General features: G+C 72.9%; 11 protein-coding genes. 4 read left to right on the top strand and 7 right to left on the bottom strand.

The annotated features are described in order from the left end of the window. Positions 1-45: 45 nt before the first annotated feature. The 4 genes from ACFWUZ_RS03695 to ACFWUZ_RS03710 all read right to left on the bottom strand — a co-directional run bounded on the left by ACFWUZ_RS03695 (position 46) and on the right by ACFWUZ_RS03710 (position 6,157). On the bottom strand, positions 46-1,752 hold the full coding sequence (locus tag ACFWUZ_RS03695; RefSeq protein WP_384366465.1) for a DUF885 domain-containing protein: 1,707 nt from the start codon (positions 1,750-1,752) through the stop codon (positions 46-48). A gap of 150 nt (positions 1,753-1,902) precedes the next feature. Beyond that, positions 1,903-3,360, bottom strand: coding sequence for a GNAT family N-acetyltransferase (locus ACFWUZ_RS03700; protein WP_384366468.1), 1,458 nt, complete (start codon positions 3,358-3,360; stop codon positions 1,903-1,905). Positions 3,361-3,570: 210 nt separating this feature from the next. Further along, positions 3,571-5,139, bottom strand: a complete 1,569-nt coding sequence (locus ACFWUZ_RS03705; protein WP_384366471.1) for an alkaline phosphatase D family protein — start codon at positions 5,137-5,139, stop codon at positions 3,571-3,573. 166 nt (positions 5,140-5,305) lie between these two features. Then, positions 5,306-6,157, bottom strand: a complete 852-nt coding sequence (locus ACFWUZ_RS03710; RefSeq protein ID WP_384366474.1) for an alpha/beta fold hydrolase — start codon at positions 6,155-6,157, stop codon at positions 5,306-5,308. 288 nt (positions 6,158-6,445) lie between these two features. Between ACFWUZ_RS03710 and ACFWUZ_RS03715 the strand changes: the two genes are divergently transcribed. Then, complete coding sequence (locus ACFWUZ_RS03715; RefSeq protein WP_384366477.1) at positions 6,446-7,216, top strand: GntR family transcriptional regulator; 771 nt, start codon at positions 6,446-6,448, stop codon at positions 7,214-7,216. Between the two features lie 121 nt (positions 7,217-7,337). Here the strand turns inward: ACFWUZ_RS03715 and ACFWUZ_RS03720 are convergent, their stop codons facing one another. The 3 genes from ACFWUZ_RS03720 to ACFWUZ_RS03730 all read right to left on the bottom strand — a co-directional run bounded on the left by ACFWUZ_RS03720 (position 7,338) and on the right by ACFWUZ_RS03730 (position 10,428). Then, positions 7,338-8,495: an ROK family transcriptional regulator gene (locus ACFWUZ_RS03720; protein WP_384366479.1), complete on the bottom strand. Its 1,158-nt coding sequence runs from the start codon at positions 8,493-8,495 to the stop codon at positions 7,338-7,340. Positions 8,496-8,594: 99 nt separating this feature from the next. Further along, positions 8,595-9,245 carry a response regulator gene (locus ACFWUZ_RS03725; protein WP_384366482.1) on the bottom strand — a complete coding sequence of 217 codons (651 nt, stop codon included), beginning with the start codon at positions 9,243-9,245 and terminating at the stop codon, positions 8,595-8,597. 4 nt (positions 9,246-9,249) lie between these two features. Continuing rightward, the gene (locus ACFWUZ_RS03730) at positions 9,250-10,428 is read right to left on the bottom strand and encodes a sensor histidine kinase (RefSeq protein ID WP_384366485.1); all 1,179 of its coding nucleotides are present in this window, start codon (positions 10,426-10,428) and stop codon (positions 9,250-9,252) included. Between the two features lie 108 nt (positions 10,429-10,536). On the opposite strand from ACFWUZ_RS03730, the gene ACFWUZ_RS03735 reads away from it, so the two are divergent. Genes ACFWUZ_RS03735 through ACFWUZ_RS03745 form a run of 3 tightly spaced genes read left to right on the top strand, consistent with a single transcriptional unit; the run spans position 10,537 to position 12,709 of the window. Continuing rightward, the gene (locus ACFWUZ_RS03735; RefSeq protein WP_384366488.1) at positions 10,537-11,451 is read left to right on the top strand and encodes an ABC transporter ATP-binding protein; all 915 of its coding nucleotides are present in this window, start codon (positions 10,537-10,539) and stop codon (positions 11,449-11,451) included. Between the two features lie 30 nt (positions 11,452-11,481). Continuing rightward, positions 11,482-12,231 carry an ABC transporter permease gene (locus tag ACFWUZ_RS03740; protein ID WP_384366491.1) on the top strand — a complete coding sequence of 250 codons (750 nt, stop codon included), beginning with the start codon at positions 11,482-11,484 and terminating at the stop codon, positions 12,229-12,231. 40 nt (positions 12,232-12,271) lie between these two features. Then, positions 12,272-12,709, top strand: a complete 438-nt coding sequence (locus ACFWUZ_RS03745; RefSeq protein WP_384366494.1) for a hypothetical protein — start codon at positions 12,272-12,274, stop codon at positions 12,707-12,709. Positions 12,710-12,733 lie beyond the last annotated feature (24 nt).

A 12,733-nucleotide genomic window follows, 5' to 3' on the forward strand; every position in this document is an offset into this window, starting at 1 on the left:
CCCGTGTCGGGTGACGCGTCACCTGACACGGCGGGGAGGATCGGGTCAGAGCTTGGAGAGCTCCTCCACCAGGTCGTCCAGGCCCAGCGAACCCTGCGACAGAGCCGCCATGTGCCAGGCCTTCAGGTCGAAGGAGTCCCCGTGCGCGGCACGGGCGTTGTCCCGGCCCAGCAGCCAGGCGCGCTCACCCAGCTTGTAGCCGATGGCCTGCCCCGGCATCGACAGGTACCGCGTCACCTCGCTCTCGATGAAGTCCGCCGGACGCCCGCTGTGCAGTCCGAAGAACTCCTGGGCCAGGTCCACCGTCCAGCGCTCGCCCGGGTGGAACGGCGAGTCCGCCGGGATCTCCAGGCCCAGGTGCATGCCGATGTCCACGATCACCCGCGCGGCCCGCATCATCTGGCAGTCCAGGTACCCCAGGCGCTGCTCCGCGTCCTTGAGGTAGCCCAGTTCGTCCATCAGGCGCTCCGCGTACAGGGCCCAGCCCTCGCAGTTGGCGCTGACCCAGCCGACGGTGGACTGGTAGCGGGAGAGCTGGTCCGCCACGTGGGTCCACTGCGCCAGCTGGAGGTGGTGGCCCGGCACGCCCTCGTGGTACCAGGTGGAGACCAGGTCGTACACGGGGAAGCGGGTCAGGCCCATGGTCGGCAGCCAGGTGCGGCCCGGACGGGAGAAGTCCTCCGAGGGGCTGGTGTAGTACGGCGCCGCCGCACCGCCCGGCGGGGCGATCATGGACTCGACCTTCTTGACCCGCTCGGCGAGTTCGAAGTGGGTGCCGTCGAGGTTCTCGATGGCCTCGTCCATCAGGCCCTGCAGCCACGCCCGGACCTCGTCGACCCCCTCGATGTGGGTGCCGTGCTCGTCGAGGTGGCGCAGCGCGTCCCAGGGGCCGGCGCCCGGCAGGATCTTGGCCGCCTCCGCCTTCATCTCGGCCAGCAGCCGGTGGTACTCCGACCAGCCGTAGGCGTACGCCTCGTCCAGGTCCAGGTCGGTGCCGTTGAAGTAGCGAGACCAGCGGGCGTAGCGCTCGCGCCCCACCGTGTCCGGGGCGCCCGCCACGGCCGGGGCGTACACGTCGCGGATCCAGTCGCGGAGTCCGACGACGGCGGCCGTGGCCGCGGCCGCCGCCCCGTCCAGTTCCGCGCGCAGCGCGTCGGGGCCGGCCGCGGCGAACTCCCCGAAGAAGTCCTGGGAGTCGTCGTCGTCCTCGCCGGCCCAGGTGGTGAGCTGCTCGACGAAGGTCGCGGTCGCGCGCGGACCGCCGTACAGGCCGCGCTCCAGGCCGAGTGCGAGGCTCTCGCGGTAGCCGGCGTACGCGGCCGGTACGGCCCGCAGCCGTTCGGCGATCGCGGCCCATTCCTCGTCGGTGCCGGCGGGGGTCAGCGGGAAGACCTCGCGGACGGAGTGGGCGGGGGAATGGATGTTGCTGACGGCGCAGAGGCTCTCCCCGGCCTCGTGCACCGCGAGCTCGGCGGTCAGCCGTTCGCGCAGCAGGCGGGCGCAGCGGCGCTCGGCGTCGCTGTCCGCGCCCGGCAGGCGCTCGGCGGCGTCGAGGCGGGCGAGGGTGGCCCGGGACAGCTCGGCCGCGGCCGCTGAGCCCGCGGGCGAGAAGTCCGGGAGCTTGCCGGAGCTCGCGGCGACACCGAGGTAGGTGCCCGTGATGGGATCGAGGGCGATGAGGTCGTCGACGTATGCGTCGGCCACCTGGCGGGGCAGCCGGGCGGCGCTGCCGCTGTGGAGGATCTCTGACATGGGGCCATCTTCGTACGGCAGGCGTGGTCCCGTCATCACCGAATGCTGTCAAACTGCTGACCTGATCGGCGCCGGCCGGCCCCGCCGGGCCCCCTCCGGTACGGGCCGGCGAGGCCGGGCGGGCCGGGCGAACCCGGCGGGCCGGGCGGCTCAGCGGTGGTGGCGCGGGCTCCGCTGCTCGTCCTGACGGTCGTGCGCTTGCGCGCGCGGGACCTCGTGGGGAAGCCGCGAGCCGACCGGGGTCGCGTCCAGCCGGGCCGTGATCACCAGGGTGCCCTCCTCGATCTGGTAGTCGAGGGGAAGGCCGAGGCCGCGCATGGCCGCGACCATGCCGGTGTTGGAGGCCCGGGTGACGGCGTACACGCTGTCGCAGCCGGCCTCGGCCGCCATCGCGATGAGCCGGCGCAGGAGTTCGGAGCCGATGCCGCGGCGCTGCCAGTCGTCCTCGATGAGCAGCGCGACCTCGGTCTCGTCGCCGTCCCACAGCAGGTGGCCGAGGGCGACCAGCTTGCCGGAGGCGGTGGTGGCGGCGAGGGTGCGGCCGAAGCGGGGGCTCAGCAGGTGGCCGAGGTAGCGGTCTGCGTCGGCGACGGGCCCGTGGTAGCGCAGCGACAGGGTGCGCTCGGAGCACCGGTCGTGCATCGCGCGGGCGGCGGCCTGGTCGGAGCCGTCGGCACGGCGCACGGTGATCTCGTTGCCCTCGGGCAGGGTCAGCACGTCCTGGCTGCGCGGGACGCGCGGCCCCAGCCGGGCGTCGAGTTCCACCAGGGCGCGGGCCCGGGCGAATTCGGTCGGGGTGAAGGGCAGGTAGGGCCGCTCCACGGTGATCGCGCCGCCCGAAGGATCGCGCAGCCGCATGACCGTGGCCTCCAGCACCCCTTCGACGGGCGCGTCGGCGCCCGCGTTGGGGCGGCCCGAGAGGGTGGTGGCCGGGACGGAGTGGATGGTGCAGCGGCCGAGGAGCTGGCGCAGCGCGAGGGGGAGTTCGGCGGCGTCCAGGGCCGTGCGGGTGGCCAGGCCCAGGACGCGCGTCGGGGTGTCGACGAGGTCGTGGGCGTCGGCGCGCTCGATCCAGGTGCTGTGGCCGCCGGCCCGGGCGACGGCGCGGGCGAGGTCGGCGGAGGGCAGCTCCAGCGGTGAGCGCAGCAGGAACTCGTCGACCGTGCCGCCCTCGGGGAGCGGGTGCGTCTGGAGGATCAGGATGTCGACGCCCTTGTGGGCGAGGGCCGTGCAGAGCGCCGCAAGGGATCCGGGCTCGTCCCGTACGGTCGTCCGCATCCGCCACAGCGCGGCGCTCGTCCCCGCCGCCAGGGGCGCGGCCGCGGGGGAGGGCGCCGGATCCGTGGGCGCCGTACTGCCGGGCGGCGGCGCATGGCTGTGCCGCCGCGCCCACCAGGTGTGGAACGCGGCGGTCACCAGGAGCGCGACGGCCGAGGCGACCAGCAGCACCGGGCCCCTCGGGCCGTGCACGACGAGGTTCGCGATGGCGTCGGCAACCGCCACGGCGCAGAACAGGGCGGCCAGTTCGACGAGGTCACGGCGCCAGTGGTGGCGGTGGGGACGGTGGGCGGGGGCGGTGGACGCAGAGGCGTGGAGACGGTCAGTCATGCACATCACTGTGACGCAGGGGTGTTGCGTGGTCACGAACGATCTGTGACCGGCTGGTTAAGTATCCATCTGGTCGATTTCATCCGGTTTTCGGGGTGATTCCCGGAATCGGGACCCGCTGTCCTCGCCTGGTGCGGCCGGCCCCTCCTGTGCGCCGGTGCGCCAACGGCCCTTGGGGGTGCGCCCGCCCGTGTCCGTCCGGTCCGGCGCCTACTGGCCCACGCGGCCGGGGCGGAGCGTCTTGGTGAAGAGCACACCGCCGCCCTGCCGCCGCAGGCGGACGGTCAGCTCACCGCCGGCCCCGTCGATGTCCACCTCCCCGTAGTACGGGGGGTTCTCGGACGGGGACAGGTTGGCGACGGGAGCCGACTGGACGTACGCCGTCTGCGGGCCGAAGGTGGCGTCGAGCCGCCCGGCCGGGAATCCGCCCGCGCCGATCGGGCCGGAGACGAACTCCCAGAAGGGCGCGAAGTCGGTGAAGGCGGCACGCTCGGGCGCGTAGTGGTTGGCGGCGGTGTAGTGGACGTCGGCCGTGAGCCAGACGGTGCCGGTGATCCGCTGGTGCTTGATGTGGCGCAGGAGTTCGGCGATCTGGAGTTCCCGGCCCAGCGGGACGCCGGGGTCTCCCTGCGCGACGGCCTCGAAGTCCGTGGCCCCGTCGGCCACCACGATGCCCAGCGGCATGTCGGAGGCGATGACCTTCCAGGTCGCCCGGGAGCGGGAGAGTTCGCGGCGCAGCCACGCCAGCTGCTCGCTGCCCAGGATGCCGATCGGGTCCTCGGCCTGCGTCCCGGGGGAGTTGGCGTTGCGGTAGGTGCGCATGTCGAGCACGAAGACGTCGAGCAGCGGGCCGTACCGCATCACCCGGTACATCCGGCCCTCGGTGCGCCCACCGCGCAGGTCGGTGACGGGGAAGTACTCCCCGAAGGCCTGGCGGGCGCGGGCGGCTAGGGTGTCCGCGTCCCGGACGGTGTACCGGGGGTCTTCGATCACCTGGCCCGGGTACCAGTTGTTGCGCACCTCGTGGTCGTCCCACTGGGCGAGGACCGGGACCTGGGCGTTGAAGCCGCGCAGGTTCCCGTCGAGCAGGTTGTAGCGGAAGTTGCCGCGGAACTCCGCGAGGGTTTCGGCGACCTTCGCCTTCTCCTCCGTGGTGATGTTGCGCCAGAGGCTGCCGTCACGGAGGGGGACCGAGGGACGGATCGGGCCGTCGGCGTAGATCGTGTCCCCGCTGAAGAGGAAGAAGTCGGGGTCGCGCAGCCGCATCTCCTCGAAGACGCGGTAGCCGCCGAGATCGGGGTTGATGCCCCAGCCCTGGCCGGCGAGGTCCCCGGACCACAGGAAGCGCACGTCGTGGCGGCGGGACACCGGGGTGGTGCGGAAGGTCCCGTGGACCGGCTCGCCGGTGCGCCGCGGGTCCTCGGGGTCGGCCAGGAACACCCGGTAGTGGATCTGCTGTCCGGGCGGCAGGTCGCGCAGGACGGCGGTCCCGGTGAAGTCGGTGGCGGGGCCGAGCAGCGGGCCGCGGTGGTGGCGTACGCCGTACCGGAACGATTCGCTCGGCGACGTCTCCACGTGCATCCGGGCGAGGCGGTCGGAGCGGGTCCAGACGGTGGCCGAATGGGCGGTGATCTCACCGGACTGGACGCCCCAGGGCGCGCTCGGGCGGCCGGAACGGGCGAAGGCGGGGGCTCCGAGCACCGGCGTGGCGAGCAGCGCGGAGGACAGGGCGAGGGATCCCCCGATGAGGGTCCGTCGGGTATGCGGCAGCGGTGCCATCGGTGTGTCTCCAGGGGCCGGCGGGGACGGGTCGCTCCAGCGTGCCGTCGCCCCCCGGCCCGTCCGCGTCCGCCACGCGAACCCCGGATGAACAGCCGCCGGCCGCCGGGCCGCTGCCGTGCCGGCCTTCACGGGCTGAGGCTCAGCTGCTCCGTCGCCCGGCGGCTCAGGCGGCCACGCGGCTCGCGCTGCGGGCGGTGTCCAGGATCACCCGGGCGACGAGCGCGGGATCGTCGTTCATCGGGACGTGGCCGCAGCCCGGCAGCCGGACCAGCCTGGCGCCGGGGACGGTGTGCTTGGCGCGCACACCCTGGCGGCGCAGCAGCAGCCGGTCCCGGCTGCCCCAGGCGATGGTGACGGGCAGACCGGGCACGTCCTCGGTGAACCGTACGGAGCCGCCGGCGGCCAGGGTCTGCGTGAAACCGGTGGCGTCGCGCAGGGCGAGGGTCTCCGCGACCACCGCACCGGGCGAACGCCGCGCCGGGCGGGCGTAGATGCTGCCGGTGAGCGCGGCCCGGCCCGCGGCGCTGCGCGCGAGCCGCTCCACCACGGGGACGGGCAGGGCCCTCGCACCGGCGCGCATCGCGAGGAGCGTGGCGACGGCGTAACGGCGCTCGCCCTGCGTCCAGAACCCGGCGGGGGAAAGGGCGGTGACCGAACGGACGAGGTCGCTCCGGCCCATTTCGAGCGCGAGCAGCCCGCCGAGGGAGTTGCCCGCGACGTGCGGGCGTTCGACGCCGAGGGCCGCGCACATCGCTCCCAGTGCCGGCGCGACGGTCCCCAGGTCGTACGGAACCCCGTCGGGCAGCGGATCCGAGGCGCCGAAGCCGGGCAGGTCGACGGCGATGACATCGTGCTCCGCGGCCAGGATGTCGGTCACCGGGTGCCAGGCCTGGAGGTGATGGCCTATGCCGTGCAGCAGGAGAAGCGGTTCACCCGCGCCCTTGCGCTCGTAGGCGGCGGTGGTGGTGCGGGCGCCGAGCGGCGAATCGATCGTGAAGGAGACCGTGGCGGTCATGCTGCTGCTCCTCGTCGGGTGGACGCATGTGAGACAGGCCGTCAGTAGTGGTACCGCCATCACTACCGTCCGGTAGCCCTTGACTACAAGCCTTCGGAGCGCACGAGAACATCCCATGAACGGCTTGATACGTATGCCCGATCTGCCCGGCAAAGGGATGAGCATTGGTCTTGACCAAGGGGGTGCGCCGTCCTATCGTCGCAGGGATAGTGCAAGAACCTTTAATAAACAAGGGCGCGGAACTGCCGCTGGAACACGGCGAGTGCAGCGATGGCAGGAGGAGTCAGGGTGGGGACCACGCAGCTCGAAACGGTGCCGGAGCCGAAGTACTGGCACCTGAAGACCGTCCTCAGCGAGGCGCTCGACCAGGACTTCGCCGTGGGCGAGGTCCTGCCGAACGAGCGTGAGCTCGCCGCCCGCTTCGGAGTTGCCCGCGCGACCCTGCGCCAGGCCCTGGAGCAGCTGGAGCTCGAAGGCCGTCTGCAGCGCCGCAGGGGCGTCGGCACCACCGTCGCCCCGCCGCGCGTCGGCGTCGCCGTGGGGACCGCGCAGCACAGCTGGCCCGGCGAGGGCGTCGACGGCTGGGAGCCGGTGGACGCGGTCGAGGGACTCGCGCCCGCCGCGGCCCTGCGGCTCCTCGGCAACGGCGGGGACTTCCCCGCCGACGAACCCGTCCACACGGTGCGCCGGACCCGCGTGGCGCACGGCCAGGCCGTCGCCGCCGAGATGCTGTACGTGCCGGCCGCCTCCGTGCCCGGACTGCCCGCCATCGAGGCCCCGGCAGGACCCGCCCGCGCCCGTACCGTCCTGCGCGAACTGCAGCGGCTCGTCCTCGAAGGCCAGGACCGCTCCGTGGAGCTCGGCTCCGCCCGCGCCGACGACGCCAAGGAACTGGACCGCCTGCCCGGCGCCCCGGTGCTCCTGGTCACCACCCGCTTCTTCACCGCCGCGGGCACGGCCGCCGTCTCGGTCGCCACCTACCGTGCCGACACGTGCCGCCTCACCTTCGGGGACACGGGCGCTGTCGAGATCACCCACGAACCGCGCGTCGCCTCCTGACCCAGGCGGATACGACTGCGGGCGCCGGTACGTCCCGGCACCCGCAGTCGTACCGGTGCCGCTGCGCAGGCCGGTGCCGGGGCCGTCGCCCGGATCACCGGGCGGCGCCGCGCCGTGGCGGTCAGCGGCGGCGGGCCGTGACCGTCCTCTCCACGGCGAAGAGTTCCTCCTCGACGTGTTCCATCGCCAGCCGCAGCGCACCCGTGGCCACGGCCGCCTCGCCCAGCAGGGACAGCGTCACCCGGGGCGGGCGCAGGCAGTAGCGCTCCAGTTCCTGTCGCAGGGGTCCCAGGACGCCGTCCAGCCCGGCGGCCCAGCCACCGACCACGACCACCTCCGGATCCATGGCCAGGACCAGCGCCGCCACGTCGTGGACCAGGCGCTGGAGGAAGCGCTCCACCGCCGCCACAGCCCGCTCGTCGCCCCGCTTGGCCATCGCGAAGACCTCGGCGACCGCGGGCTCGTCCAGCGGGTGCAAGGGTTCCCCGGTGGTCGACAGCAGCCTCTCCGGCGTGACCTCGCGGCCCAGCAGGTGCAGCGCGCCGATCTCGCCGGCCGCCCCGCCGAAGCCCCGGTGCAGCCGTCCGCCGATCAGCGAACCGGCGCCCGGGCTGAGGCCCGCCATCACGAACACGATGTCGTCGGTGTCCCGAGCGGCCCCCTTCCAGTGCTCGGCGACCGCCGCCGCGTTGGCGTCGTTCTCCACCTGCACCGGGCAGCGGAAGGACCGCCGCAGCCGTTCCCCGAGGGGCAGTCCGGTCCAGCCCGGCAGGGCCGTACCGAGGCGGACCGTGCCGTCCGCCTCCACGATCCCGGGGCTGCCGACCCCGACCGCCCGCAGGGAGTCACGGGGCACACCGGCCCGGCGCAGGAGATCGGCGACCGCCGCCCGCACCCGCTCCAGGCGCTCGTCGGCCGAAGCCGTCTCGGCGACGTCCTTGGTGCCGGCGCCGATGACGCGCCCGTCCAGCCCGGACAGCAGCACCGCGATCCGGTGCGAGCCGATCTCGATGCCCAGCAGGTGCCCGGCTTCGGCGCGGAACCGGAAGCGCCTGGCCGGTCGCCCCTGCCGCCGCGCACCTTCCTCCGCGTCCGCCTCGACGACGAGCCCGGTGCCGATCAGTCCCTCCACGACCCCCTCCACGGTGGGCCGGGAGAGCCCGGTCACCCGGGTGAGGTCGGTGAGGGTCGGCGCTTCGGCCGCGCGCAGTGCTCTCAGCACCACGGCGGAATTGATTCGCCTGAGCAGAGAGGGGTCCCCGCCGGTCAGCTGCCCCAACGTGTGTCCTCCCAGCTGGCGAGCGTGTCAAGCCGGATCGTACTGCCCACCGGGTGCGGCGGCGAGAAGCAGCCCCCCATCGGCCGCCACCGGCCGTCCTCAGGCGGGGGCGACGAAGCCCGACTCGTAGGCCGTGATCACCGCCTGGGTCCGGTCCCGGGCCCCCAGCTTCGCCAGAATTGCGCTGACGTGCGACTTCACGGTCTCCGCGCCGATGATCAGCTGGGCGGCGATCTCCACATTGGTCAGGCCCCGCGCCATGAGACGCAGGACGGCCTCCTCCCGCTCGGTCAGGGCGGCCCGCTCCAGAACCGTCCGGGCCTGCCGGTTGCCGTACTCCGCGGCGAGGGCCCGCACGGCCGCGGGGAAGAGCAGCGTCTCGCCCTCCGCGACGAGCCGTACCGCGTGCACGATCTCCGAGGGCCGGGCACGCTTCAGCAGGAACCCGTCGGCGCCGGCCCGCAGGGCCTGGTACACGTACTCGTCGTTCTCGAACGTGGTCACCACGAGGATCTTCGGAGGCGAGTCCACCGACCGCAGGACCGCCCGGGTCGCCTCGATGCCGTCGAGCAGCGGCATCCGCACGTCCATCGCCACGACGTCCGGGCGGAGTTGCCGTACGAGCGGCACGACCGAGGCGCCGTCGGCGGCCTCGCCCACCACGGCGATGTCGGGCTGGGCATCCAGGACGGCACGCAGACCCGCGCGCACCAGGGGTTCGTCGTCGACGATCAGTACAGTAACCGGCATCCGGTCAGCGTATTCGCTCCAGCGGAAGCCGTGCGCGGACCCTCCAACTGCCCTCGTGCGGTCCGGTCTCAGCCTCCCCGCCCAGGAGAGCGGCCCGCTCCCGCATGCCGCGGAGACCGGAGCCGCTGCCCGTCATCAGCGCAGGGCCCGCCGGCAGCGGATTGGTCACCTCCAGGTCCAGTCTTCCCACGGCCGCTTCGACCCGGACCCGGACCGGAACCGGCCCGCTGTGCCGGAGCACGTTGGTCAGCGCCTCCTGGAGGATCCTGTACCCCTCCCGGCTGACGGGCCCCGGCAACTGCTCCAGCGGACCAGACAGTTCGGCGTCCACCGAGGATCCGGAAGCGCGGGCCGACTCCAGCAGCCGGTCCGCGTCGGCCAGGGTGGGCCGCTGCGAAGGCGGCTGCGCGGACTCGCGGAGCACCATCAGAACCCGGTCCAGGTCCTCCATCGCGGCCCGGCCCGTCTCCTCGATCGCGCACAGCGCACGCTCGGTGAACTCCGGGTCGCCCGCCGCCCGGGCGGCCCCCGCCTGGACGACGGCCACGGTGAGCGCGTGGCCGATGGAATCGTGCAACTCCCGGGCGATCCGCGTCCGTTCCAGCAGCTGTTCGGTGCGGGCTTCCAGCGCGCTCATCCGCTCGGCCGCGGACGGGCCCAACAGCTTCGCTGCGATGGCCGTGACAGCTTCGCCGAGCAGGACCACGATGACCAGCAGCAGGATCAACGGCACCGGTACGAGGAGCAGGGCAGCCCAGCGCGGCGGCACGAGGGGCAGGATCTCGACGTCCGAACCGAGCGCGTGCCCGGCGCCCGCGAGGGCGAGCTCCAGAGCCGTCATCGGCAGCCACACCGTCGCCAGCATGGCCGCGCCCGCCAGCACGAGACGTATCTCCAGCCACGCGACCGTACGCCAGCGGTCCGCCCAACGGGCCGACGCCATCGTGCTGATGGACCCGTCCTGCTTGCCGCGCTCGTGCGGGGTCAGCAGGAACTGCGCCTGGAGCCCCTCGGCCAGCCGCACCCACGGCAGCAGCCCGAACGGGGCGACGATCAGGGCGGGCATCCACGGCCATTCGGGCTCTATGAACAGCCAGATGGACACGATCAGGATCGGCACCAGCAGATGCAGCCAGCGGGTGTACGTGACCCCGCGGAGGGGCGCACGGAGCAGTCGGGTCATGTCCTCATCCTGGCAGCCGCGCCCAGGGCGCCGTCTCCCCCACGTGGGGGAGACGATCCCCCCGCGTGGGGGAGGGAGGGGGGTGGGGCCGACGGCGAATCTTGAGACATGAACAGCATCGAGATCCGAGAACTGACCAGGGAATACGGCGCGACCCGTGCCGTGGACCGCCTCACCTTCGACGTGCTGCCCGGTCGGGTCACCGGCTTCCTGGGCCCCAACGGCGCCGGCAAGTCGACCACGATGCGTCTGCTGCTGGGCCTGGACCGGGCGACCTCCGGCACCGCCACCGTCGGCGGGCGGCAGTTCACCACCTTCACCGACCCGCTGCGCCAGGTGGGAGCGCTGCTGGACCCGCAGTCCATCCACGGGGGGCGCACCGCCCGCGACCACTTGCGGTTCCTCGCCGTCAGCAACCGGATACCCGTGAGCCGGGTGGAGGAGGTGCTGGAGCAGACCGGGATCGCCTCGGCCGCCGGGACCCGGGTGAAGAAGTTCTCCCTCGGCATGCGCCAGCGGCTCGGCATCGCCGCTGCGCTCCTGGGCGACCCCGGCGTCCTCCTGCTCGACGAGCCGACGAACGGGCTCGACCCCGAGGGCATCATCTGGATCCGCGAGCTGATGCGCGGACTCGCCGCCGAAGGGCGGACGGTCCTCGTCTCCAGCCACCTCATGTCCGAGACGGCAGCCCTGGCCGACCACCTCGTCGTGCTGGGCCGGGGCAGGCTGCTGGCCGACACATCGATGGAGGAGTTCATCGAAGCCCGCAGCACCCCCCGGGTGCGGCTGCGCACCACGGATCCGGTCCGCCTGAGGGCCACCCTCGCCCGGGACGGCTTCGAGCTGGTGGGCGCTGGTGCCGACCGCTGGACCGTCGACGGCATACAGGCGGAACAGCTCGGCAGGATGGCCGCCCGTGAAGGGATCCCGATGCTGGAACTCTCCGACGAGCGTGCCTCGCTGGAGCAGGCCTACCTGGATCTCACCGTTGACCACGCCGAGTTCGCCGCCGTCACCCACTGATCGCCCCACTTCTTCCCAGGAGGCTCTGCCATGAGCGCCGCTCTGCCCACCCTGCCCGTCCTGCACTCGGAATGGATCAAGATCAGGTCCCTCCGGGGTGCCTTGGGGGCCTTGATATCCGTCCTCGCCGTCACCGTGGGGATCCAGGTGCTGACGGCGGCGGCCATAGGCCGGGCCGAGGAGGGCAGCATGGGCGAAGACCCCCTCCTCGCCGCCTTCTACGGAGTCAACTTCGGCCAGACAGCAGCCATCGTCTTCGGTGCGAGCGCGTTCTCCTCCGAGTTCCTCAACGGAGCGCTCCGTACGAGCTTCACCGCGGTTCCGCACCGCACCCGCTTCTATCTGTCGAAGATATCGGTGGTGGGCGGACTGGCCCTTGTCGTGGGGCAGGTCACCGGGTTCCTGACCTTCGTGGCCGGGCAGTCCCTCATGGGCCCGTACGCCCTGGAGCTGGGGGACCCCGGCACGGTGCGGGCGATCGTCGGATGCGGCTTCTACCTGTCCGTCATCTCCCTGTTCGCGGCCGGACTGACGGCGGTCCTGCGGAGCGGGGTGGCCGTGATCAGCCTGCTCATCCCCTTCTTCCTCATCGTGTCCTTCCTCGTCGGTGAGGCCGTGGGAGGCCTCGGGCAGTACATGCCGGACCGCGCCGGTCAGATGGTGATGCGGATCGAGCCGCACGGCGACCTCGGGGCGTGGACCGGGCTCGGCGTGATGGCGCTCTGGGCGCTGGTCGCGGTGGTCGGGGGCTGGATCGCGGTGCGGCGCCGGGACGCGTGACACCGGGCCAGTTGTCAGTGGTGCTCGGGATACTGACGGCATGACCACGGCAGAGCACCTCGACACGATCGACCGGCTCCGGGTGACGGCATTCCCGCCCGAGCCGGTCTGGTCCGGCGGGCTGAGCAGCGGCCCGGGCTACCACCTGGTACAGGTCAGCTGGACCGCGGACTTCCGTGAGGACGGCGGAGCCGGCCGGACCGAGGCCACCGACCAGATCAACGCGGAGTACGGGGCCCTGACCCAGGCTTTGGGGGACCGGTGGGGGCGGGCCCAGGTGTTCAGCCTGGTGTCGGTGCGGGACCGCGGGTTCGACGGCGAGGCGATACCGGAACCCTGGGCCCGGTTGAGCGGGATGACCGGCCATGTGCACCTGTGGCGGGTGGGGGAGCGGTGGCTGGTGGTCTGTGTGGCCGAGGGGGACGGCGAGGAACCGCTCGTGCTGGTGGCGGGGGTCACCGTGATCGACCCGCCGTAGCCCCGGCCGTCACGGCGGGGGTTG

Source organism: Streptomyces sp. NPDC058646, assembly GCF_042716875.1.
Lineage (GTDB): Bacteria > Actinomycetota > Actinomycetes > Streptomycetales > Streptomycetaceae > Streptomyces.

Coding starts and splice junctions, on each gene's coding strand:
- ACFWUZ_RS03730 (WP_384366485.1), bottom strand. CDS start 10,428: ATGACCCGACTGCTCCGTGCGCCCCTCCGCGGGGTCACGTACACCCGC.
- ACFWUZ_RS03700 (WP_384366468.1), bottom strand. CDS start 3,360: ATGACTGACCGTCTCCACGCCTCTGCGTCCACCGCCCCCGCCCACCGT.
- ACFWUZ_RS03745 (WP_384366494.1), top strand. CDS start 12,272: ATGACCACGGCAGAGCACCTCGACACGATCGACCGGCTCCGGGTGACG.
- ACFWUZ_RS03695 (WP_384366465.1), bottom strand. CDS start 1,752: ATGTCAGAGATCCTCCACAGCGGCAGCGCCGCCCGGCTGCCCCGCCAG.
- ACFWUZ_RS03710 (WP_384366474.1), bottom strand. CDS start 6,157: ATGACCGCCACGGTCTCCTTCACGATCGATTCGCCGCTCGGCGCCCGC.
- ACFWUZ_RS03740 (WP_384366491.1), top strand. CDS start 11,482: ATGAGCGCCGCTCTGCCCACCCTGCCCGTCCTGCACTCGGAATGGATC.
- ACFWUZ_RS03705 (WP_384366471.1), bottom strand. CDS start 5,139: ATGGCACCGCTGCCGCATACCCGACGGACCCTCATCGGGGGATCCCTC.
- ACFWUZ_RS03725 (WP_384366482.1), bottom strand. CDS start 9,245: ATGCCGGTTACTGTACTGATCGTCGACGACGAACCCCTGGTGCGCGCG.
- ACFWUZ_RS03735 (WP_384366488.1), top strand. CDS start 10,537: ATGAACAGCATCGAGATCCGAGAACTGACCAGGGAATACGGCGCGACC.